Source organism: Crossiella sp. NPDC003009, from assembly GCF_053591555.1.
The window spans coordinates 133,664-154,647 of record NZ_JBSFUA010000015.1 but is presented as its reverse complement, the minus strand read 5'-3'; the positions used below and the strand labels follow the sequence as shown (position 1 = coordinate 154,647).

General features: G+C 71.6%; 18 protein-coding genes. 10 read left to right on the top strand and 8 right to left on the bottom strand.

Going from position 1 to position 20,984, the window contains the following annotated elements:
- The first annotated feature begins 462 nt into the window (after positions 1-462).
- From ACWDY5_RS18945 to ACWDY5_RS18925, 5 genes are all read left to right on the top strand, one after another.
- Positions 463-987, top strand: a complete 525-nt coding sequence (locus tag ACWDY5_RS18945; RefSeq protein ID WP_449723477.1) for an RNA polymerase sigma factor — start codon at positions 463-465, stop codon at positions 985-987.
- Positions 984-1,688, top strand: a complete 705-nt coding sequence (locus ACWDY5_RS18940; protein ID WP_449723476.1) for an STAS domain-containing protein — start codon at positions 984-986, stop codon at positions 1,686-1,688. The genes ACWDY5_RS18945 and ACWDY5_RS18940 overlap by 4 nt, the downstream gene beginning before the upstream one ends.
- A gap of 14 nt (positions 1,689-1,702) precedes the next feature.
- Positions 1,703-2,668 carry a 3-methyladenine DNA glycosylase gene (locus ACWDY5_RS18935; RefSeq protein WP_449723475.1) on the top strand — a complete coding sequence of 322 codons (966 nt, stop codon included), beginning with the start codon at positions 1,703-1,705 and terminating at the stop codon, positions 2,666-2,668.
- A 174-nt stretch (positions 2,669-2,842) separates the two neighbouring features.
- Positions 2,843-4,588: a substrate-binding domain-containing protein gene (locus tag ACWDY5_RS18930; protein ID WP_449723474.1), complete on the top strand. Its 1,746-nt coding sequence runs from the start codon at positions 2,843-2,845 to the stop codon at positions 4,586-4,588.
- Positions 4,589-4,661: 73 nt separating this feature from the next.
- Positions 4,662-4,850, top strand: coding sequence for a DUF397 domain-containing protein (locus ACWDY5_RS18925; protein WP_449723473.1), 189 nt, complete (start codon positions 4,662-4,664; stop codon positions 4,848-4,850).
- A 512-nt stretch (positions 4,851-5,362) separates the two neighbouring features.
- On the opposite strand, the gene lgt is transcribed toward ACWDY5_RS18925, so the two are convergent.
- From lgt to ACWDY5_RS18895, 6 genes are all read right to left on the bottom strand, one after another.
- Positions 5,363-6,409, bottom strand: a complete 1,047-nt coding sequence (gene lgt, locus ACWDY5_RS18920; RefSeq protein ID WP_449723484.1) for a prolipoprotein diacylglyceryl transferase — start codon at positions 6,407-6,409, stop codon at positions 5,363-5,365.
- A gap of 82 nt (positions 6,410-6,491) precedes the next feature.
- Positions 6,492-7,286, bottom strand: a complete 795-nt coding sequence (gene trpA / locus ACWDY5_RS18915) for a tryptophan synthase subunit alpha (RefSeq protein WP_449723472.1) — start codon at positions 7,284-7,286, stop codon at positions 6,492-6,494.
- Positions 7,286-8,515, bottom strand: coding sequence for a tryptophan synthase subunit beta (trpB, locus tag ACWDY5_RS18910; RefSeq protein ID WP_449723471.1), 1,230 nt, complete (start codon positions 8,513-8,515; stop codon positions 7,286-7,288). Before trpB ends, trpA begins: the two co-directional genes overlap by 1 nt.
- A gap of 25 nt (positions 8,516-8,540) precedes the next feature.
- Positions 8,541-9,350: an indole-3-glycerol phosphate synthase TrpC gene (trpC, locus tag ACWDY5_RS18905; RefSeq protein WP_252480870.1), complete on the bottom strand. Its 810-nt coding sequence runs from the start codon at positions 9,348-9,350 to the stop codon at positions 8,541-8,543.
- 84 nt (positions 9,351-9,434) lie between these two features.
- On the bottom strand, positions 9,435-9,926 hold the full coding sequence (locus tag ACWDY5_RS18900) for a Trp biosynthesis-associated membrane protein (protein WP_449723470.1): 492 nt from the start codon (positions 9,924-9,926) through the stop codon (positions 9,435-9,437).
- Positions 9,927-10,098: 172 nt separating this feature from the next.
- The gene (locus tag ACWDY5_RS18895) at positions 10,099-11,655 is read right to left on the bottom strand and encodes an anthranilate synthase component I (RefSeq protein ID WP_449723469.1); all 1,557 of its coding nucleotides are present in this window, start codon (positions 11,653-11,655) and stop codon (positions 10,099-10,101) included.
- Between the two features lie 33 nt (positions 11,656-11,688).
- Between ACWDY5_RS18895 and ACWDY5_RS18890 the strand changes: the two genes are divergently transcribed.
- The 5 genes from ACWDY5_RS18890 (at position 11,689) to ACWDY5_RS18870 (ending at position 19,819) form a co-directional block, all read left to right on the top strand.
- Entirely contained in the window at positions 11,689-12,297 is a 609-nt protein-coding gene (locus ACWDY5_RS18890) for a TetR/AcrR family transcriptional regulator (protein ID WP_449723483.1), read from the top strand.
- 263 nt (positions 12,298-12,560) lie between these two features.
- A complete protein-coding gene (locus ACWDY5_RS18885; RefSeq protein WP_449723468.1) occupies positions 12,561-13,463 on the top strand; it encodes a ParB/RepB/Spo0J family partition protein in 903 nt (300 codons plus the stop codon).
- 88 nt (positions 13,464-13,551) lie between these two features.
- Positions 13,552-14,424 (top strand): AMP-binding protein, encoded by an 873-nt coding sequence (locus tag ACWDY5_RS18880; protein ID WP_449723467.1) that lies wholly within the window; start codon positions 13,552-13,554, stop codon positions 14,422-14,424.
- Positions 14,421-15,809, top strand: coding sequence for an aspartate aminotransferase family protein (locus tag ACWDY5_RS18875; protein ID WP_449723466.1), 1,389 nt, complete (start codon positions 14,421-14,423; stop codon positions 15,807-15,809). Before ACWDY5_RS18880 ends, ACWDY5_RS18875 begins: the two co-directional genes overlap by 4 nt.
- Positions 15,803-19,819, top strand: a complete 4,017-nt coding sequence (locus ACWDY5_RS18870; RefSeq protein ID WP_449723465.1) for a Pls/PosA family non-ribosomal peptide synthetase — start codon at positions 15,803-15,805, stop codon at positions 19,817-19,819. Before ACWDY5_RS18875 ends, ACWDY5_RS18870 begins: the two co-directional genes overlap by 7 nt.
- Before the next feature lie 39 nt (positions 19,820-19,858).
- Here ACWDY5_RS18870 and hisI read toward each other — a convergent pair whose 3' ends face one another.
- Together hisI and hisF are read right to left on the bottom strand one after the other, a co-directional pair.
- Positions 19,859-20,209 (bottom strand): phosphoribosyl-AMP cyclohydrolase, encoded by a 351-nt coding sequence (hisI, locus tag ACWDY5_RS18865; RefSeq protein ID WP_449723464.1) that lies wholly within the window; start codon positions 20,207-20,209, stop codon positions 19,859-19,861.
- Positions 20,206-20,979 (bottom strand): imidazole glycerol phosphate synthase subunit HisF, encoded by a 774-nt coding sequence (gene hisF / locus ACWDY5_RS18860; protein ID WP_449723463.1) that lies wholly within the window; start codon positions 20,977-20,979, stop codon positions 20,206-20,208. Before hisF ends, hisI begins: the two co-directional genes overlap by 4 nt.
- Between the last annotated feature and the right edge of the window lie 5 nt (positions 20,980-20,984).

Here is a 20,984-nt window from a genome sequence, read left to right as displayed (position 1 = left end):
GGTTTTTTTTTTTTTTTTGGGGGGTTTTTTTTATCACAACCCACAACAGAGTGTGGGGGGGGGGGGGGGGGCCCCCCCCCCCCCCCCCCACGACTCAGGAGCGAAAAAATCCCGCGCGCGGAGCGCGCCAATGTGACAGCCCAAAGCAACAGAGCCCGGCGTCACATGCCGGACGCCGGGCTCTGTTGTGCGGGACGGTCCGCGCCCGGGGCAAATCGTGACATCCGCCCGCTCGGGTCGCGCCGTCCCACCCTGTGGTTGTCAGCGACGGAAACGCCTGTGCCGGCCCTGCACCGGCGGTGGCGTCCCGCTGACGACCTGTGGCTCATCCCCCATGAAGAACTACGAACGATCACACCCTGCCTGAACTGTGAACTGGCTCACACCCCCACGGGCGGCGCGGGGGTAGACACAGTAGCGACATACTCACAGACGGTAACAACCTTGATCAGTGGGGCCGCCATGAGCACCACGTCACCGAACATCCTGTCCTTCTCCGCCCATGACTGGGGGCAGTGCGCGCTGCTGCGTCCCGAACTGGTCCGCCTTGCCGCCCGCCGCGGCGCGGGGGACGACGCCGAGGATCTCGTGCACGAGGCCTTCATCCGCACCGCCAGGCACCCCGACCTGGATCGCAGCCGGTTGCGGCAGTTCCTGATGACCGTGGTCAAACGCCTGTGCGTGGACCACCTCCGCAAGCAGTCGGTGGCCAACCGGGTGTTCGACCACCCGATGCTGGCCCCGGTGCAGACCAGCGGTCCCGCCGAGGTGGTGGTGGACCGGCTGCACGCGGTCTGGGTGCTCGACCAGCAGGACCTGGTGGACGAGGCGGACCGCGTCCTGCTCCTGCTGCTGGCCGAGGGCCGCTCCTTCCGCGAGGTCGGGCAGCGACTGCGGCTCAGCGAAGCCGCGGTGGAGGCGGCGGCCAAGGCGGGCAGGCGGCGGATCCGGCGCAGGCTCGGCCGGCGGGGCTCGGCGCAGGCATGACCGGGCCCAGCCCGCTCCGGCTGATCACCTGGAGCCGTCGCCACCTGGCGGTGGTGCAGCCGATGGGCCGGCTCGACCTGTCCACCCACCACAGGCTGCTCGACGGGCTGCTCAAGGTGGCCGCGGAGGAACCGGGTGCGCTGGTGGTCAACCTGGCCCGTCTTGAGGTTGGTCCGGCGCACGGCGTCGGCGTGTTCTACCGGGTCTGGCAGCGGGTCAACGAGTGGCCGGGCATCCCGATGGCCCTGGTCGCCCCGGAGCCGGAGCTGCGGGAGGTGCTGCTCCGCGGCGTGCTGCCCAAGGTGATGCCGGTGTGCGCGACGCTGGCCGAGGCGGTGCGGGTCTGCCGGTCGCCCCCAGCGGTCCGGCAGCGGGAGGTGCACCTGCCGGGCGGGGACATCAGCGCGCTGCGCGCCCGGCTGTTCGTCACCGACGCCTGCCTGGACTGGGGCGCGCACCAGGTGCTCGGCGACGCGCTGCTGGTCATCGACGAGCTGGTGGCGGGCGCGGTGGCCGCGGGCAGTCCGGAGCTGTGGGTGCGGGTGCGGCTGCGCGGGGCCCGGCTCAGCCTGTCCGTGCGGGACCGGGTGCCGGGCACGACTCCCCCGCCGCCGCCCGCGGTCGGCCAGCTCGCGCTCTCCCACGGCGGCACCCCCAGCGTCGGCGGCAAGATCTGCTGGGCCGTGCTCGGCTTGCGGTGACCTAGAATCGGCAGGTGGTCGCCACGCCTGCCCAGCACCTCGTCCTGGACGAGGCGGACTGGCACGCACAGCGCGCCACCTACCTGGAGCGCATCCGCCCGTGGACCGAGGGGCACCGCGCCCGCAAGGCCAGCGGCGAGAAGCACCCGGTGCTGGACTTCATGTTCACCTACTACAGCTTCAAGCCCGCGCAGCTGGAGCGGTGGCACCCGGGGCCGGGGGTGACCCTGGCCGGGGACTCGGCGCTGGAGTATTTGCGCTGGCCCGCCTACACGCGCACGGCCGAGGGCGTCACGCTGGACCCGGCGGCGTTCCCGCCGGCGCGGCGGCGCACCGCGGAGTTCGTGGTGGCCCTGCTCAGCGCGACCGCGAGCAGGCCGCCGCGGCTGGGCTGCTTCGGACTACACGAATGGGCGATGGTCTACCGGACCTCGCCGGAGCAGGTCCGGCACGTGGGCTGGCCGCTGCGGCTGGGGCACGAGGGCACCGACCGGCTGGTGGAGAACAGCCAGGTGCGCTGCTCGCACTTCGACGCCTTCCGGTTCTTCACCGAGCCCGCGCGGCCGCTGAACACTCTGCAACCTACCCGCGAGGGCCAGCTGGAGCTGGAGCAGCCGGGCTGCCTGCACGCCACCATGGACCTGTTCCGGTGGGGCTACAAACTCGCGCCGCACACGCCGTCGGCACTGATCGCGGACTGTTTCGAGTTGGCCTTGGCGGTGCGCGAACTCGACATGCGGGCCAGCCCCTACGATCTCGCGGCGCTGGGTTATCCGCCGGTCCGGATCGAAACAGGGGAAGGCCGGGCGGAGTACGTCAAAATGCAAAGTGCATTTTCGCGCCAGGCCGAGCCGCTGCGCGCGGCGCTGGTCGAGTTGTGCCGCACGCTGCTCGGATGGCCGGCGCCCCCGGCCGAGGGCGAGCCGGACTACGATCACAACAAGTTTCCGCAAACCTCAGCCGCTATCCACTCTCCGTGACATATCTTGACGCTCTTCTGTCACCTGTTAGCGTGACACGCTGACGGTTCATGGCTGTTGATTACCAACGGTTTGATGGTGATCCCGGTACGGAAATGCCGGGCGATCACGCAGGGCTGAAGGGGATGTCGGATGGCTCGACACCGCGCGGCTGGGGAAGGCACCCGGCGCGGGATGGCTCGATGGCCCTTCGTGGTCGTCGGCGTGGTCGCGTTGGTCGTCCTCGGCTACCTCAGCTGGACCTGGCTGGGCGGCATCCTGGACCGCAGGGCGGCCGCGCAGGCCGGGGAGTGCAGGCAGGGCGAGCTGACCATGCGGGTGGTGGTCACCCCCAGCGTGTTCGAACCGCTGAACAGCGCGGCGATCGCCTGGAACGGCCAGCGCCCGGTGATCGACGACTACTGCCTGCGCGCCGACGTGCAGGCGCTGGACTCCGCCAGCGTGCTCACCGCGCTCACCCAGGGCTGGGACACCAGCAAGCTGGGCCAGCCGCCCTCGGCCTGGCTGCCGGAGTCCTCGCTGTGGGTGAACCAGCTGCGCGCGCAGAACAAGTCGCTGCTGGGCGCGGCCGCGGAGTCCATCGGCAACTCCCCCGTGGTGCTCGCGGTGCCCGAGGCCGCGGCGCAGCCACTGCGCTCCGGCCGGGGCTTCCGCTGGAGCGAGATCCCCGAGCTGCTCTCCGCCCCCGACGGCTGGAAACGCTTCGGCGTCAGCGACTGGGGCCGGTTCACCATGGGCGTGCCGGACCTGGTGCGCAACCCGGCCAGCGCGCTGGCCCTGCAGTGCGCGCTGGCCTGGGCGGGCAAGAAGGAACGCGGCCCGGTCACCATGGACATGCTCAACCAGCCCGCGGTGCGCGCCACGCTGAACCAGGTGGCCAAGGCCAAGGTCGCCAACGTGCCGCCGACCACCCAGGACGCGCTGGTCGAGCTGAGCAAGACACCCGACCTGGCCACCTCGCCCTACGACGCGGTGCCGGTGCTGGAGATCGACCTGTTCCGCCGCAACCTGGGCAAGGACGGCGGCCCCAAACCGGAACGCCCGCTCTACGGCATCCCGGCCGCGGGCCCCGCGCCCGCCGCGGACTTCCCGCTGCTGCCGCTGTCCGGGGAGTGGATCAACGACGCGCAGGTGCGCGCGGCGCAGAAGTTCAGCGACTACCTGCGCGAGCCCAACCAGGAGAAGGTGCTCGCCCAGGAGTCCGGGGTGCGGGTGCGCAGCACCAACGACCGCCCGCGCACCTCCCCCGGCATCACCTGGCTGGCCAACGACGAGCTGCTGGCCCCCGCGGATGAGAACACCACCCAGCAGCTGGCCGCGTCCTGGGCGAGCTCGGTGGACAACGGCCAGACGGTGACCGTGCTGGTGGACGTCTCCGGCTCGATGAACGCCGACGGCGGTGGTGGCAAGTCGCGGATGGACTGGCTGAAAGCCGCGCTGCGCGGGCAGGTCGACCGCTCCGTCTCCGGTTCTATGGGTATGTGGGAGTTCTCCCGGTCGCTGGACGGGAAGAAGCCCTACCGGCAACTGGTGCCCACCAAGGGGATTGAGCAGCAGCGGAACGCCTTGCGCAACGCTGTTGACGGCTTGAAGCCGGTCAGTGCCACGCAGCTGTACTCAAGCCTGGCTGTGGTTTACCGCTCCGCTGTGGAGAATTACGAGCAAGGGCGGACGAACCGGATCGTGGTGCTCACCGACGGCCCCAACGACGGCGGTCTGAACCTGCAGCAGTTGCAGGCCGAGCTGGACAAGGTGCGGAACCCGAACAAGAAGGTCGCGATCAGCTTCATCACGATCGGCCCCGACCCGGAACGCGCCCCACTCACCAAGATCGCCCAGTCCACGGGCGGCTCGGTGTCCGTCGCCGAGGACGGCGCGGCCATCGACCCGGCACTGGGGCAACTGCTGTCCGCAGGCTGACTCCGCCGAGGAACTGTCGAAGTGACGGTGGCCGCGCGGGCTTCAGGCACCTCCGGCCACGAATGGAGTGGGTATGACACCTGACCGCCCTGCGTCTCCGTGGCGCAAGAGCAGCTACAGCAGCGGCAACGGGGAGAACTGCGTTGAGGTCGCCTTCGCCCCGGACGCGGTGGCGGTACGCGACTCCAAGAATCCGGACGGGCCTCGGTTGTTGTTCACCGCTGGGGCGTTCGCGGAGTTTCTGCGCGGGCTGGGCGACTAGCTTTCACGTCCACTGTGGACGGTGCCGCGCGGGGCTGGAATTGATGCAGGGCCACGCAATTGGGGTTTGTCGCGGCTTGCGTCGGGGGTTGGTTGCGGGCGGCGGGGGTGCGTTGCTGAGGTGCACGAGCTACAGGCGTCCTCGCCGGACGGGCAGAGATCAAAGCATGGGGGGAAGGTCAAAGGCAGAGACGCAGGCAGGTCTTGAGGTTCCCCATGCCCGTCAACCTTCCGAAATCGAACCACATGCCCGCGAGCAGCCGCCGTCACGTTGCGCTTTGTTGGCGGCGGTTGCTGTGAGCGTCTGCTCGCGGGGATGTGGTGCGATGTCTCCAGGTTGACGGGCATGGGGAACCTCAAGACTTCGGACAGGTTTTGAAAAGCCAGCCCCTCGCTAGTGCGCGGGCTTCGCCCTGCGGTCGCGGCGGTCAACACCCGGTACGACAACGGCCAACTCGCCGGGGGTTTCCCCTCCGCGCGCGTTGGCCGTTGTTGTACCGGGTGTCTTGCCGATCAGGACTCCGGCTTCGGGTCTTCCTTGCGGGTGACCGGGTCCGCGGGAGCCTTGTCCGGGGTGGCGTCGGCGGGGACGGTGGCTTCGGCCGGCTTGTCCTCGGGCCTGGGGCCGAGGCCTGCTGGGGGTTCCTCGCCGTCAGCGACCGGCTTGGTGGGGTCGTCTTCGGGTTCGGGGTCCTTGCGCCAGTCGGCTGGGTCCTCGCGCTTGCCCCGGACCAGCAGGAGGTAGGCGATGGCGCCCAGGAAGACGACGGCGCTGGTGATCACGTTGATGCGGACGCCGAACACCAGGGTGGCGGTGTCGGTGCGCATGATCTCGATCCAGAAGCGGCCCAGGGTGTAGCCCGCTACGTACAGGGCGAAGACCCGGCCGTGGCCCATGCGGAACTTGCGGTCGGCCAGGACCAGCAGGAGGGCGACGCCCAGGTTCCAGACGAGCTCGTAGAGGAACGTGGGGTGGACCACCGCGATGGGGACGTGGTTCTCCGCGACGCCGCCGAGGGCGTCGGGCAGGCCGGTCTCCGGGTCGATGCGGCGGTAGATTTCCAGGCCCCACGGGAGGTCGGTGGGGCCGCCGAAGAGTTCCTGGTTGAACCAGTTGCCGAGGCGGCCGACCGCCTGGGCGACCACGATGCCCGGGGCCACCGCGTCGGCGAAGACCCGCAGCGGGACGCCGCGTTTGCGGCAGCCGATCAGCGCGCCGACCGCGCCCAGGGCGATGGCGCCCCAGATGCCCAGGCCGCCGTTCCAGATGTAGAGGGCCTCGATCGGGTTGCCGTCGGGGCCGAAGTACTTGGGCCAGTCCGTGGCCACGTGGTACAGCCGGCCACCGATGAGCCCGAAGGGCACCGCGTACACCGCGACGTCGACCACGGTGCCGGACTCGCCGCCGCGAGCCATGAGGCGGCGTTCGCCCCACCAGATCGCGATGACGATGCCCGCGATGATGCACAGGGCGTAGGCGCGCAGCGGGAACGGCCCGAGCTGCCACACGCCGCGGTCAGGGCTGGGGATGGTCGCCAGGAAGGCCGTGGAATCGGCCATCAGTGCGGTCAGCGTGCCAGTCACAGGCCACACCGTAGCCCCCTCGCGTCAGCTCACGGTGTGGCGGGCGGGCAACTGGCGGTCACACGCCGGTCACAACCGACGATCGGACCCCCTTGGCCAGTTCCCCTGCCAGGTCACGCACGCCCTGCTCGCCGCGGGCGGTGGCCGAGACGAAGGCCGAACCCACGATGACCGCGTCCGCGAAGGCCGCCACCTCGGCCGCCTGCGCGCCGGAGCGGACACCCAGGCCGACGCCCACCGGGATGTCGGTGTGCTGCCGGACCCGTGCGACCAGCTCCGGGGCCATGCTGCTGACCGTGTCGCGGGCGCCGGTGACGCCCATGGTGGAGGCGGCGTACAGGAAGCCCTTGCTGGCCTTGGCGGCCAGCGCCAGGCGTTCGTCGGTGGAGGCGGGGGCGACCAGGAAGATCCGGTCCAGGTCATGCGCCTCGGCCGCGGCCAGCCAGTCGTCGGCCTCGTCCGGGATCAGGTCCGGGGTGATCACGCCGAGGCCACCGGCGGCGGCCAGGTCGCGGGCGAAGGCGTCCACGCCATAGCGGTGCACCGGGTTCCAGTAGGTCATTACCACCGCGCGACCGCCCTTGGCGGCCAGCGCCTCGACCGTGGGGAACAGGTCGCGCACCCGGAAGCCGTTGCGCAGCGCCTGGTGCGCGGCGGCCTCGACGGTGGGGCCGTCCATCACCGGGTCGGAGTGCGGCAGGCCGACCTCGACCAGGTCGCAGCCGCCGTCCAGCATCGCCGAGAGCAGCGCGGTGCCCTCGGCGACCGTGGGGTAGCCCGCGGGCAGGTAGCCGACCAGGGCCGCGCGCTGCTCGGCGCGGCAGGTCTCGAACAGCGGGGCGAGCCGCGACATCAGGCGTCCTCTCCGACCAGGCCGAACCACTTCGACGCCGTGTGCACGTCCTTGTCCCCGCGCCCGGACAGGCACACCAGGATGCTGCCGTCGGGGCCGAGCTCCTGGCCGAGCTTGAGCGCCCCGGCCAGCGCGTGCGCGGACTCGATCGCCGGGATGATGCCCTCGGTCCGGCACAGCAGCTGGAAGGCCGCCATCGCCTCCGCGTCGGTGACCGGCCGGTACTCCGCCCGCCCGATGTCCTTGAGCCAGGAGTGCTCCGGCCCGACCCCCGGGTAGTCCAGCCCGGCCGAGATCGAGTGCGCCTCGGTGATCTGCCCGTCCTCGTCCTGCAGCAGGTAGGAGCGGGTGCCGTGCAGCACGCCGGGAGTACCCGCAGACAGCGTCGCGCCGTGCCGGCCGCTGTCCAGGCCCTCGCCGCCGGGCTCCAGCCCGAGCAGCCGGACGCCGGGGTCGTCGATGAAGCCGTGGAAGATGCCGATCGCGTTCGAGCCGCCGCCCACGCAGGCCGCCACCACGTCCGGCAGCTTCCCGGTGCGCTCCAGCACCTGGGCGCGGGCCTCCTCGCCGATGACCTTGTGCAGGTTGCGCACCAGCACCGGGAACGGGTGCGGACCGGCCGCGGTGCCCAGCAGGTAGTGCGTGCGGTCGACGTTGGCCACCCAGTCCCGCAGCGCCTCGTTGATCGCGTCCTTGAGCGTGCGCGAACCGGTCTTCACCGGGATGACCTCGGCGCCCAGCAGCCGCATCCTGGCCACGTTGAGCGCCTGCCGCTCGGTGTCCACCTCGCCCATGTAGACCACGCACTCGAGCCCGAGCAGCGCGCAGGCGGTGGCCGTGGCCACCCCGTGCTGCCCGGCCCCGGTCTCCGCGATCACCCGGGTCTTGCCCATCCGCTTGGTCAGCAACGCCTGACCCAGCACGTTGTTGATCTTGTGCGAGCCGGTGTGGTTGAGGTCCTCGCGCTTGAGCATGATCCGCGCCCCGCCCGCGTGCTCGGCGAAACGCGGCGCGTCGGTCAGCGGCGACGGGCGGCCCGCGTAGTCCTTGAGCAGCCGGTCCAGCTCGCCGGTGAACTCCGGGTCCACTCTGGCCGACTCGTAGGCCGCGGACAGCTCGTCCAGCGCGGCGACCAGCGCCTCCGGCATGTACCGCCCGCCGTAGGGGCCGAAGTGGCCCCTGGCGTCCGGGCCGTGCTGGGCGAGCGGTTCGGACTGGTCAACACTCATGAAAGCGCAGTTCTCCTTGCCAGGTTCAGCGACTCGGTCGCGGGCACGCGGGGTGTGAGCCCGCGGTCACCAGCTGGGTCACCGCGGCTCGCGGGTCACCGCTGGTCACCAGGCCCTCGCCGACCAGCACCGCGTCCGCGCCGACCCCGGCGTAGGCCATCAGGTCGCCCGGCCCGCGCACCCCGGACTCGGCGATCTTGAGCACCTCCCAGGGCAGGCCGGGCGCGATCCGCCCGAACACGTCCCGGTCGACCTCCAGGTTGTGCAGGTTGCGCGCGTTGATGCCGATCACCTTGGCCCCGGCCTCCAGCGCGCGGTCGGCCTCCTCCGCGGTGTGCACCTCGACCAGCGCGGTCATGCCGAGGGACTCGACCCGGTCCAGCAGCGACTCCAGCGCGAACTGCTCCAGCGCCGCCACGATCAGCAGCACCATGTCCGCGCCGTAGGCCCGCGCCTCGTGCACCTGGTACGGGGTGACGATGAAGTCCTTGCGCAGCAACGGAACATCGACCACCGCCCGCACCGCGGCCAGGTCGGCCAGCGAGCCGCCGAAGCGACGGCCCTCGGTCAGCACGCTGATCACCCGGGCGCCACCGGCCGCGTAGTCCTTGGCCAGCTCCGCCGGTTCCGGGATATCGGCCAGGTCGCCCTTGGACGGACTGCGCCGCTTCACCTCCGCGATCACGCCGACGCCGGGCGCGCGCAACGCGGCCAGCACGTCCTTGGCCGCTGGGGCCAACTGGGCGCGTTCCTTGATCAGCTCGAAGGGAACCTCCGCCTCGCGGAGGGCCAGATCCGCACGCGCACCCTCGACGATCTGCTCCAGGACGCTCACGTGCACTCCCCGTTTTGCCTCAGCCCGCTCGCAAGCTTCCGCACTTGAAACCCCTTCCCGCCGCGCCGAAGCGCCGAAAGGATGCTAACCCCGCCGCCGGTCGGCTTCTGGCATCGGGTCGGCAGATCCGCCCTGGGTAGCAAGGTCGTTCGTCGATTCGGCGGTGTCGCCGAGGGTGGGGTCGGCCCCCGAGTCGAGGCTGTCCCACAGGCGACGATCAGCGTCAACCGATCGGCGGACCTCGCTGGAGGCGGCATATTTTCCCCCCATCCGCGGCATCCGGTGGCCCCTTGCCAAGACCAGGATCCCACCACAGGCCAGTGCCAGCAGGCCGAACACCGCGAGTGCCGAACCAGCCACGGAGTGCAAGGAAATTCCGTCCCACAACAACACTCCGCCGCCGATGGCGACCAGCAGCACCAGCCCGCCGAGCACCCGCCGGAACCAGCCGCCCGCGGCCAGCACACCCGCGATCGCGGCCAGCGCGAAGGCGGCCAGCCCGGTGGCCGTGCCGAGCGCGACGGTGACCTCGGCCGCGCCCCACAGCGCGCCCGCCGCGGCAAGCGAGAGCAGCACGACAGTCCACAGTGGACCGCTACCGGACCGCCGCGCGCGCTCCGGCTCAGCCGCGCGCTCCGGCTCCGGCGCGCGGTCGGGCTCCGGCACGCGCTCCGGCTCCGGTGCTCGCTGCGACTCAGGCGCGCGCTGGGGCTCAGTCGGCCCCTGGGGCTTCCGGCCTTGCTCCGGCTCAGCGCTCACTGGCCAGCTCCAGCGTCTCCGCGGTGGCGATCGCGGCCAGCACCGCGCGCGCCTTGTTCAGGCACTCGGTGTCCTCGGCCGCCGGATCCGAGTCGGCCACCACGCCGGCCCCGGCCTGCACGTAGGCCCGTCCCTGCTTCATCAGCGCGGTGCGGATGGCGATCGCGGTGTCGGCGTCCCCGGCGAAGTCCAGGTAGCCGACCACGCCGCCGTAGAGCGCGCGGCGGCTGGGCTCCAGCTCCTCGATCAGCTCCATCGCCCTCGGCTTGGGCGCGCCGGAGAGGGTGCCGGCCGGGAAGCACGCGGTGACCGCGTCAAAAGCGGTGCGGCCGGGGGCCAGCTCGCCGGTGACCGCGGAGACGATGTGCATGACGTGGCTGTAGCGCTCCACGCTGAAGAAGTCGACCACGTGCACCGAGCCCGGCGTGCACACCCGGCCCAGGTCGTTGCGAGCCAGGTCGACCAGCATCAGGTGCTCGGCGCGTTCCTTCTCGTCGGCGAGCAGGTCCTTGGCGAGCAGCGCGTCCTCCTCGTCATCGGCCCCTCGCCACCGGGTGCCCGCGATCGGGTGCGTGGTCACCTTGCCGTCCCGGACTGTGACCAATGCCTCCGGGCTGGATCCCACGATGTCGAACCCGTCCAGCCGCAGCAGGTACATGTACGGGCTCGGGTTGGTGGTGCGCAGCACCCGGTAGACGTCCAGCGCGTCGGCCTCGGTGTCCACTTCGAACCGTTGCGAGACGACGATCTGGAAGGCCTCCCCGGCCCGGATCGCCTCCTTCGCGGTCTCCACCGCGGCCCGGTAGTCCGCGCTGGTGCGCTGCCGGTCGAAACGCGGCTGCGGGCGCTGGAACACCGCGGCGGTGGGCGCGGCCGCGGTGCACAGGTTCGCGGTCATCTCCTCCAGCCGGGCCACCGCGTCGTCGTAGGCGGCGTCCACCCGCTCGTCGGTGTCGTCCCAGTTCACCGCGTTGGCGATGAGGGTGATGACGCCCTCGTGGTGGTCCAGCGCGGCCAGGTCGGTGGCCAGCAGCATGACCAGCTCGGGGATGTCCAGGTCGGCGGCGGCCAGCGAGGGCAGCCGCTCCAGGCGGCGCACCGTGTCGTAGCCGAGGTAGCCGACCATGCCGCCGGTCAGCGGCGGCAGGCCGGGCAGCGGGTCGGTGTGCAGCGCCTGCACGGTCTCCCGCAGCGCGACCAGGGGGTCGCCGCCGCTGGGCATGCCGACCGGCGGGGTGCCGGTCCACACCGCCTCGCCGTCGGCCACGGTGAGCGCGGCCGGGCTGCGCACGCCCACGAAGGACCAGCGGGACCAGGAGCGCCCGTTCTCCGCGGACTCGAACAGGAAGGTGCCGGGGCGGCTGGCGGCCAGCTTGCGGTAGACGCCCAGCGGGGTCTCGCCGTCGGCCAGCAGCCTGCGCACCACCGGGATCACCCTGCGGTCGCGGGCGAGCTCGCGGAACTCCTCGCGGGTGGGGCTGAGCTCGCCCATCGGCGTGCCGCCGGGGCGGGAGCTGGTGACTGTGGGGCTGACCGCGCTGACCATGGACGACATTGTGCCGGGTCGATGGGAGATGATGTGCCGGTGGCCGAGAGCACCGCACCCAGACGGCGTGGGCGCCGACCCGCCGGTGAGGACACCAAGGGCGCGCTGCTCAGCGCTGCCCGCGCGGTGTTCACCGAGCAGGGCTACGACGGCGCGACCGTGCGGATGATCGCGGCCAGGGCGCAGGTGGACCCGGCGATGGTCAACCACTGGTTCGGCGGCAAGGAGAGCCTGTTCGCCGCGGCCGTGCAGTTGCCGATCACCCCGCAGCAGATCCTGGAGACGGTGCTGGCCGGACCGGTGGAGGGACTGGGCGAGCGGATCGTGCGCCGGTTCCTCTCGGTGTGGGACGAGACCGGCGGCGGCCCGTTCGTGGCGCTGATGCGCAGCGCCTCCAGCCACGACGACGCCGCGGGGATGCTGCGCGAGTTCGTCACGCACGCGCTCTTCGGCAAGATCGCGCGGGCGATCGAGGCCGACCAGCCGGACCTGCGTGCCTCGCTGGTGGGCGCGCAGGTGGCCGGGCTGGGCATGATGCGGTACGTGATCAAGCTGGAGCCGCTGGCCTCAGCCGACCACGACACCCTGGCGGCCTCGGTGGCGCCCACCCTGCAGCGGTACCTGACCGGAGACCTGGCGTGACACCTCGGCCACAAACCGGGGAATTCGTACAAATCCGCACGGCGGGATCTCCAGAAATATGGTAATGCCCCGTTAACCACTCCAGGTAACCCAGTGCGGTTGACGCCGCTCGCACCCTCCTTTAGCGTGGAAATGATTCTCGCTAATCAGCGATCACTTTCCATGGCTATCGCACGGGAGGAGCTACTGTGATAGTCGAGAAAGACGATCCGCCGGACCCGCTGGAATGGTGGCGACGGCAACCGGGCAACCGAATCGAAACAGTGGCGATCGGCTCATTGCTACCCGCCGACTCGCCCAGGCTGGCCGGGGAGGTCGGCGAGCACGCGCACGTGCTGGCCGAGACCGGCGCGACCTTGCCGCCGATCATCGTGCACAGGCCGACCATGCGGGTCATCGATGGGATGCACCGGCTGCAGGCGGCCCGGCTGCGCGGCGAACGGCGGATCAGGGTGCGCTTCTACGACGGGGACGCGGAGAACGCGTTCATCCTGGCCGTGCACGCCAACATCGCGCACGGCATGCCGCTGTCGCTGGCCGATCGCACCGCCGCCGCGGAGCGCATCCTGGTGTCCCGGCCGCAGTGGTCGGACCGGATGATCGCCGCGGCGACCGGGCTGGCGCCGCGCACCGTCGGCGCGGTCCGGCGGCGTTCGAGTGCGCAGGCTGGCTGGTCGAACACCCGGCTGGGCCGGGACGGGCGGGTGCGGCCGGTGAGCAGCGCGGCCGGGCGGCGGCTGGCCGGGACGCTGCTCGCGGACAACCCCAGCGCCTCGCTGCGGGAGATCGCCAAAGCGGCCGGACTGGCGCCCTCGACAGTCCGGGACGTGCGGCGACGCCTGCACTCCGGCCTGGACCCGGTGCCCAGCGGCCAACGCGAGCCGCCCTCGCCCGACCAGCCGCCCATCCCACCTGACCAGGGCGCGGACCTGCGCGCCGCCCTGCGCACGCTCCAGCGCGACCCCGCGCTGCGGTTCACCGAGTCCGGCCGGAAGCTGCTGCGCTGGCTGGACACCCACCTCATCGACACCGACGACTGGCCCCGGCTGGTCGACTGTGTCCCCGCGCACTGCACCGGAATGGTAGTTGCGCTCGCACGCACCAATGCGGCGGCCTGGCAGGACTTCGCCGAACGCCTCGACGGACGCAGGCGCACCACCGCATAGCTGATGGTTACCGCCACCGGTCGGCCTATTCGCCGGCCGGTGGCGCCTATTCCGTTTCCGTTTCAGTTCACTTGCCATCGGTAGGGTCATGAATGCGACAAAGCAGGCTGACGCGCCGCGCGCGCGTACACTTTCACAGTATTTCGAGCGAACCGCTCTTCGAATTCCGGACACCCCGGCGGTGGTGTGCGGCCCGGTCACGCTGACCTACCGGGAGCTGGACCGCGCGGCCAACCGGCTGGCGCACCGGCTGCGCGGACGGGGCATCGGCCGGGGTGACCCGGTGGGCATCCGGCTGCCCGATCGGGTGGCCGAGTACGTGGCGCTGCTGGGCGTGCTCAAGGCCGGCGCGGCCTACCTGCCGCTGCCGCAGGACTGCCCGGCCACCGGTCTCCGGCTGTCCGCCCTGGTCAGTGAGCCGGGCGCGGCGGCGGACGCGCCGCTGGTCGAGCTGCCCGCGACCGGCCCGGCGCACAGCCCCTCGGCGGATCTGGACCCCGCCGCGCCCTGCTACCTGTGCCGCCCGCGCGGCCTGGCCGGGATCCCGGCCACACACGCCTTCACCCACCAGGACGTGCTCACCTTCGTCCGGGTGGCCGCGCCGGGGCTGGGCGTGCTGGCCGGGGACCGGGTCTTCCAGGGCACCCCGATCAGCCAGGAGTTCCACCTGCACGAGCTGTGGCCGTGCTTCGTGGCCGGAGCCACCGTGGTGGCGCCCGCCGAGGGCGACCTGCCCGGACTGCTCGCCTCGGCGCGGGTGACCGTGTTCTGCGGCACCGGCGCGCAGCTGAGCGCGCTGCGCCCGGCCCCGGCCTCGGTGCGCGGCGTGCTGCTGCACGGCAGGCCGCTGCCCGCCGAGCTGGTCCTCGACCTGCCGGGCAGCCGGGTTTTCAGCTGTTCCGGCCCCATCCGCGCCGCCAGTTGGGGGCGCGCCCGCAGTGGACCCAAGGAGACATCGTGACCAGCACCGGCCTGACCGACCTCCACCTCGCCACCGGACCACTGGTGCGCGGTGAGCTGCCCGGCCCGCGCTCGGCCGACCTGCTGGCCCGCCAGCGCCAGCGGGAGTCCAACGCGCGGACCTACCCGCGCAGGCTGCCGATCGCCCCGGTCGAGGGGCACGGCAGCTTCGTGCGCGACGCCGACGGCAACGTCTTCCTGGACTTCCTGGCCGGGGCCGGGGTGCTCTCCCTCGGGCACAACCACCCCGAGCTGGTGGCCGCGATGACCGAGCAGGCCGGGCGGCTCACCCACGGGCTGGACTTCCCCACCCCGGCCAAGGACGAGTTCCTCACCGCCCAGCTGTCCATGCTGCCGCCTGACCTGCGCGAGCGGATGAAGACGCACTTCTGCGGCCCGACCGGGGCCAACGCGGTGGAGGCCGCGATCAAGCTGTGCAAGACCGCGACCGGCCGCGCCCAGGTGGTCTCCTTCCAGGGCGGCTACCACGGGTGCAGCCACGCGGCGATGGCGCTCTCCGGCGACGTGGCGCAGAAGGCCCCGGTGCCCGGCGGCATGCCCGAGGTGCACTTCTTCCCCTACTCCTACTGCTCGCGCTGCCCGCTGGGCCTGTCCCCGGTCACCTGCGAGACCAACTGCGCCGGATACCTGGAACGCGCGCTGCTGGACCACAACGGCGGCATCCCGCGACCGGCCGCGGTGCTGCTGGAGCTGGTGCAGGGCGAGGGCGGGGTGGTGCCGGCCACGCCGGAGTTCGTGCACCGGGTGCGCGCGCTGACCCGCGAGCTGGACGTGCCGCTGGTGGTGGACGAGGTGCAGACCGGCTGCGGGCGCACCGGGACCTGGTTCGCCTTCGAGCAGTACGGCATCGAGCCGGATGTGATCATCGCGTCCAAGGCGCTCAGCGGGGTGGGCGCGCCGGTGTCGCTGATCATCTACGACCGGCGGCTGGACGTCTGGCAGCCGGGCGCGCACACCGGCACCTTCCGCGGCAACCAGCTGGCCTTCGCCGCGGGCACGGCGGCGGTGCGGATCGTGCGCAGGGACGACGTACTCGGCAACGTGCGGGCGCGCGGGCGGCAGCTGGCGGCCCGGCTGTCCGAACTGGACGGTCATCCGTGGGTGCGCGAGGTGCGCGGCCGGGGCCTGATGTGGGGCGTCGAGCTGGCCGATCCGGTCACCGGGCGCCCGGCCAGTGCGGAGGCCGCGGCGGCACAGGCGGACGCGCTGCGCGAGGGGCTGATCATCGAGCTGGGCGGCCGGGCGGACGCGGTGCTGCGGCTGCTGCCGCCGCTGAACGTGACCGCCGAGGTCATCGACATCGCCGCGGACATCCTGCTCGGGGCGATCCTGCGTGCTTTACCCAGCCGGGGCCCGGCATGCTGACCGAACCGGCGCTGATCGGCTCCGCGCACCCGGGGGAACCGCGCTGGCAGCCGGGGGAACGGCTGGAGCTGCTGTTCGAGCAGCAGTGCGACCGGCTGCGCCAGTCCGGCCGGGCCGGGCAGCTCGCGGTGGACACCGGCGAGACCACGCTGACCTACGACGAGCTGGACACCCAGGCCAACCGGCTGGCCCGCCGCCTGCGCGCGCTGGGCGCGGGACCGGGCGAGCGGATCGCGCTGCTGGTGGACCGGCCGCTACCCGCCTACGCCGGGATGCTCGCGGTGCTCAAGCTCGGGGCCGCCTACGTGCCGCTGGACGTGGCCTTCCCGGCCGACCGGCTGGCCTTCATCCTGGCCGACGCCGGGGCGACCTGGGCGCTCACGCTGTCCACCACCCACGACCTACTGTCCGATGTGGACGGTGTCGAGGTGGTCTGCGTCGATGAGCTGGACCTGGCCGGGGAGGACGGCGCGCGGCTGAGCCCGGCCGAGCGCGGCGACCCGGTGGACGACCTCTGCTACCTGATCTACACCTCGGGCACCACCGGGTGGCCCAAGGGAGTGGCCATCGAGCACGCCAGCATCTGCAACTTCGTCCGGGTGGCCGCCGGGCTGTACGGGCTGACCCCGGCGGACCGGGTGTACCAGGGCATGACGCTGGCCTTCGACTTCTCGGTGGAGGAGATCTGGGTGCCCTGGCTGGCCGGCGCGACCCTGGTGCCCAAACCGGCAGGTGGCAGCCTGCTCGGCGCGGAGCTGTGGCGGTTCCTGCACGGCCGCTCGGTGACCGCGCTGTGCTGCGTGCCCACCCTGCTGTCCACAGTGGACGAAGACCTGCCGGGGCTGCGGTTCCTGCTGGTCTCCGGCGAGGCCTGCCCGTCGGAGCTGATCGAGCGCTGGCACCGGCCGGGCCGCCGGTTCCTCAACGTGTATGGACCCACCGAGGCGACGGTCACCGCGACCTGGTCGGTGGTGCACCCGGAGCGCCCGGTGACCCTGGGCGTGCCGCTGCCGACCTACTCGGTGGTGATCCTGGACCCGGAGCAGCCGCGCGCGCTGCCGCAGGGCGAGGCGGGTGAGATCGGCATCGCCGGGATCGGCCTCGCCCGCTGCTACCTGAACCGGCCGGAGCTGACCGCGCGGGCGTTCATCCCGGACTTCCTCGGCCTGCCGGGCAACCCGTCCGGCCGGATCTACCGGACCGGGGACCTGGGCCGGATCAACGCCAACGGCGAGATCGAGTACCACGGGCGGATCGACACCCAGGTCAAGATCCGCGGCTACCGGATCGAGCTGGCCGAGATCGAGTCGGTGCTGGCACGGGCGCCCGGGGTGGCCCAGGCGGTGGTGGACACCTACCGGCCGGAACCCGGCGTGGTGGAGCTGGTGGGCTACTACCGCCCGCGCGCCGACGCGGAAACCGTGGACCAGCAAGCGGTCCGGGCGCACCTGCGCGACCGCCTGCCCGCCTACATGGTCCCGGCCTACCTGGAACAGCTGGACACCATCCCGATGACCGCCAGCGACAAGGCCGACCGCCGCAACCTGCCGCCGCCCAGCGGCCCGCGCGCACTGGCCGCCACCGGCGAGCACGTGGCTCCGGCCACGCCCACCGAAGAGCTGCTCGCCGACACCCTCGCCGAGGTGCTGCGAGTGGAGAAGGTCTCGACGACACACCACTTCTTCGACGACCTGGGCGCGGACTCGCTGCTGCTGGCCCGCTTCCGCGGCCGCCTGCCCGAACTGGCCGCGGTGTCCATGCGCGAGGTCTACCTGCACCCCACCGTGTCCGCGCTGGCCGCACTCCTGGACGCCGCCGGCCCCACCCCGGCCGCCGCACCGGAGCCGGTGACCGCGCCCAAGGGCAGCTCGCTGCGGCACGCGCTGTGCGGCTTCGCCCAGCTGCTGTTCTTCCTGGCCTACACCTACCTGAACGCGCTGGTGCTGAGCACCGGCCTGGACGTGGTCGCCGAGGGCGGGACCCTGGCCGAGACCTACCTGCGCGCGGTGGCGGTCACCGGCGGCGGTTTCCTGGCCCTGAGCCTGCTGCCGATCGTGGCGAAGTGGGTGCTGGCCGGACGCTACCGGCCGGGTGAGTTCCCGTTGTGGGGCCTGGGTTATCTGCGGTTCTGGGTGGTGAAGACGTTGCTGCGGGCCAACCCGCTGGTGCTCTTCGCCGGTTCGCCGGTGTACTCGCTGTACCTGCGGCTGCTCGGCGCCCGGATCGGCAGGCGGGTGGCGGTCTTCTCCCGCAACGTGCCGGCCTGCCCCGACCTGCTCACCGTCGGCGAGGGCACGGTGATCCGCAAGGACTCCTTCTTCACCTGCCACCGGGCCCGCGCGGGCATGATCGAGACCGGCCCGGTGACCATCGGCGCGGACGCGGTGGTCAGCGAGGGCACCGTGCTGGACATCGGCTCCACCATGGGCGACCGCGCCCAGCTCGGCCACGCTTCCTCCCTGCACACCGGCCAGTCGATCCCCGACGACGAGCACTGGCACGGCTCCCCGGCCGAACCGTCCACAGTGGACTACCTCGCGGTCGCGCCTGCCCGCTGCGGCCGCGTCCGCCGCACGCTCTACGGCCTGGCCCAGCTGCTGAGCATGCTGGCGCTGACCCTCCCGCTGACCCTGCTGGTGCTGGACCTGTGGCTGCCCGCGCTGCTGCCCTCCACCGACGCGCCGCTGGGCAGCACCGCGTTCCTGCTCGGTCACCTGGGCACCGCCTCCGCGGTGTTCTTCGGCGGCGCGCTGGCCGGGCTGCTGCTGGTGACCACCCTCCCCCGCCTGCTGCACCGCATGATCAAGCCCGGCACGGTCTACCCGCTGTACGGACTCCGCTATTCCTTGCAGCGCACCGTGTCCCGCCTGACCAACCTGCGCTTCTACCACACCCTCTTCGGCGACAGCTCCTACATCACGACCTACCTGCGCGCCCTGGGCTACGACCTGGGCCGGGTGATCCAGTCCGGCTCGAACTTCGGCGTCATGCAGAAACACGAGTCGCCGTACCTGACCACGATCGGCCGCGGCACCATGGTCTCCGACGGCCTGTCCACCATGAACGCCGAGTTCTCCAGCAGCTCGTTCACCACGGCCCGCGCCACCCTCGGCGAACACAACTTCCTGGGCAACGTGATCTTCTACCCTTGGCGCAGCCGCACCGGCGACAACTGCCTGCTGGCCACCAAGGTCCTGGTCCCGGTGGACGGCCCGGTCCGCGAGAACACCGGCCTGCTCGGCTCCCCGCCGTTCGAGATCCCGCGTTCGGTCGACCGCGACCGCCAGTTCGACCACCTGCGCACCGAGGAGGAACTGAACCGCCGCCTCCCCCGCAAGAACCGCCACAACCTGCTCACCATGGCCCTGTACCTGCTGACAGTGTGGTGCCACTTCGTCCTGGTCAGCCTGCTCGGTGTGCTCGGCGTCGAACTCCGCCCGGTCTTCGGCGAACTGGCACTGGCCATCGCCTCGGTGACCGCCGTGGCCTTCAGCGTCACCTACTTCATCCTCATCGAACGAGCCAGCCTGGGCTTCCGCCGGTTACGCCCCCGCCTGTGCTCGATCTACCAACCCCAGTTCTGGCAACACGAACGCTTCTGGAAACTCTCCCCCGGCACCTATTACCGCCTCATCAACGGCACCGCCTTCAAGGGCCTCATCTGGCGACTGCTGGGCGCCAAGGTGGGCAAACGCCTCTACGACGACGGCTGCGCGGCACCGGAGAAAAGCCTGGTGACCCTCGGCGACGACACGGTCCTCAACCTGGGCAGCACCATCCAGGGCCACTCCCTGGAGGACGGCACCTTCAAGTCCGACCACATCGTGCTGGGTTCGGGCTGCACGGTCAGCACCGGCGGATTCGTCCACTATGGAGTGTCCATTGGGGACAGTGCGGTGGTGGAGGCGGACGCCTTCGTGATGAAGGGCGAACAGCTCCCGGCGGGCGCCCGGTGGTGGGGCAACCCAGCCGGTCCGAAGCCCGCCAGGGCAAGGGAACTGGCGGCGTGAACCGGGCGGCGGGCGGGGCCACGGTCCCGCCCGCCGCGCTCAGTCCTCCATGTGCAGGAGCACGTCCGCGTCGAAACAGGTTCGCTCCCCCGTGTGGCAGGCCGCGCCGACCTGGTCGACCACCAGCAGTAGCGTGTCCCCGTCGCAGTCCAGGCGGACCTCGTGCACGTGCTGGGTGTGGCCGGAGGTCTCGCCCTTGACCCAGTAGGACTGCCTGCTGCGGGAGTAGTAGGTGGCCTTGCGGGTGGTGAGCGTGCGGTGCAGGGCCTCGTCGTCCATCCAGGCGACCATCAACACCTCGCCGGTGCCGCGCTGCTGGGCGACCGCGCACACCAGGCCGTCGGCGTTGCGCTTGAGCCGGGCGGCCAGCGCCGGGTCGAGCGGGCTCATCGGACCGTCACCCCCGCCGCCCGCAGCGCGTCCTTGACCTCGCTGATCCGCAACTGTCCGAAGTGGAACACGCTGGCCGCCAGCACCGCGTCCGCCCCGGCCTGCACCGCGGGCGGGAAGTGTTCCACCGCACCGGCCCCACCGCTGGCGATCAGCGGCACGTCGATCACCTTGCGCACCGCCTTGATCAGCTCCAGGTCGAACCCGGCCTTGGTGCCGTCGGCGTCCATCGAGTTGAGCAGCACCTCGCCAACGCCGAGCTCTTGCCCGCGTGCGGACCACTCGATCGCGTCGATCCCGGTGCCGGTGCGCCCACCGTGCGTGGTCACCTCGAACCCCGACGGCGTGGGCTGACCGCCCTCGGGCACCCGGCGGGCGTCCACCGACAGCACCACGCACTGCGCGCCGAACCGCTCGGCGGCCTCGCGCAGCAGCTCCGGCCGGGCGATGGCGGCGGTGTTGAAGCTGACCTTGTCCGCGCCCGCGCGCAGCAGCTTGTCCACGTCCTCCACACTGCGCACCCCGCCGCCGACGGTGAGCGGGATGAACACCTGCTCCGCGGTGCGGCGGACCACGTCGTAGGTGGTCTCCCGGTTGCTGGAGGAGGCGGTCACGTCCAGAAAGGTGAGCTCGTCGGCATGCTCGGCGTCGTAGGCGGTGGCCAGCGCCACGGGGTCGCCGGCGTCGACGAGGTTGGTGAAGTTGACACCCTTGACCACCCGGCCCCGATCCACGTCGAGGCAGGGGATCACACGAACAGCGACGGACATGCTGA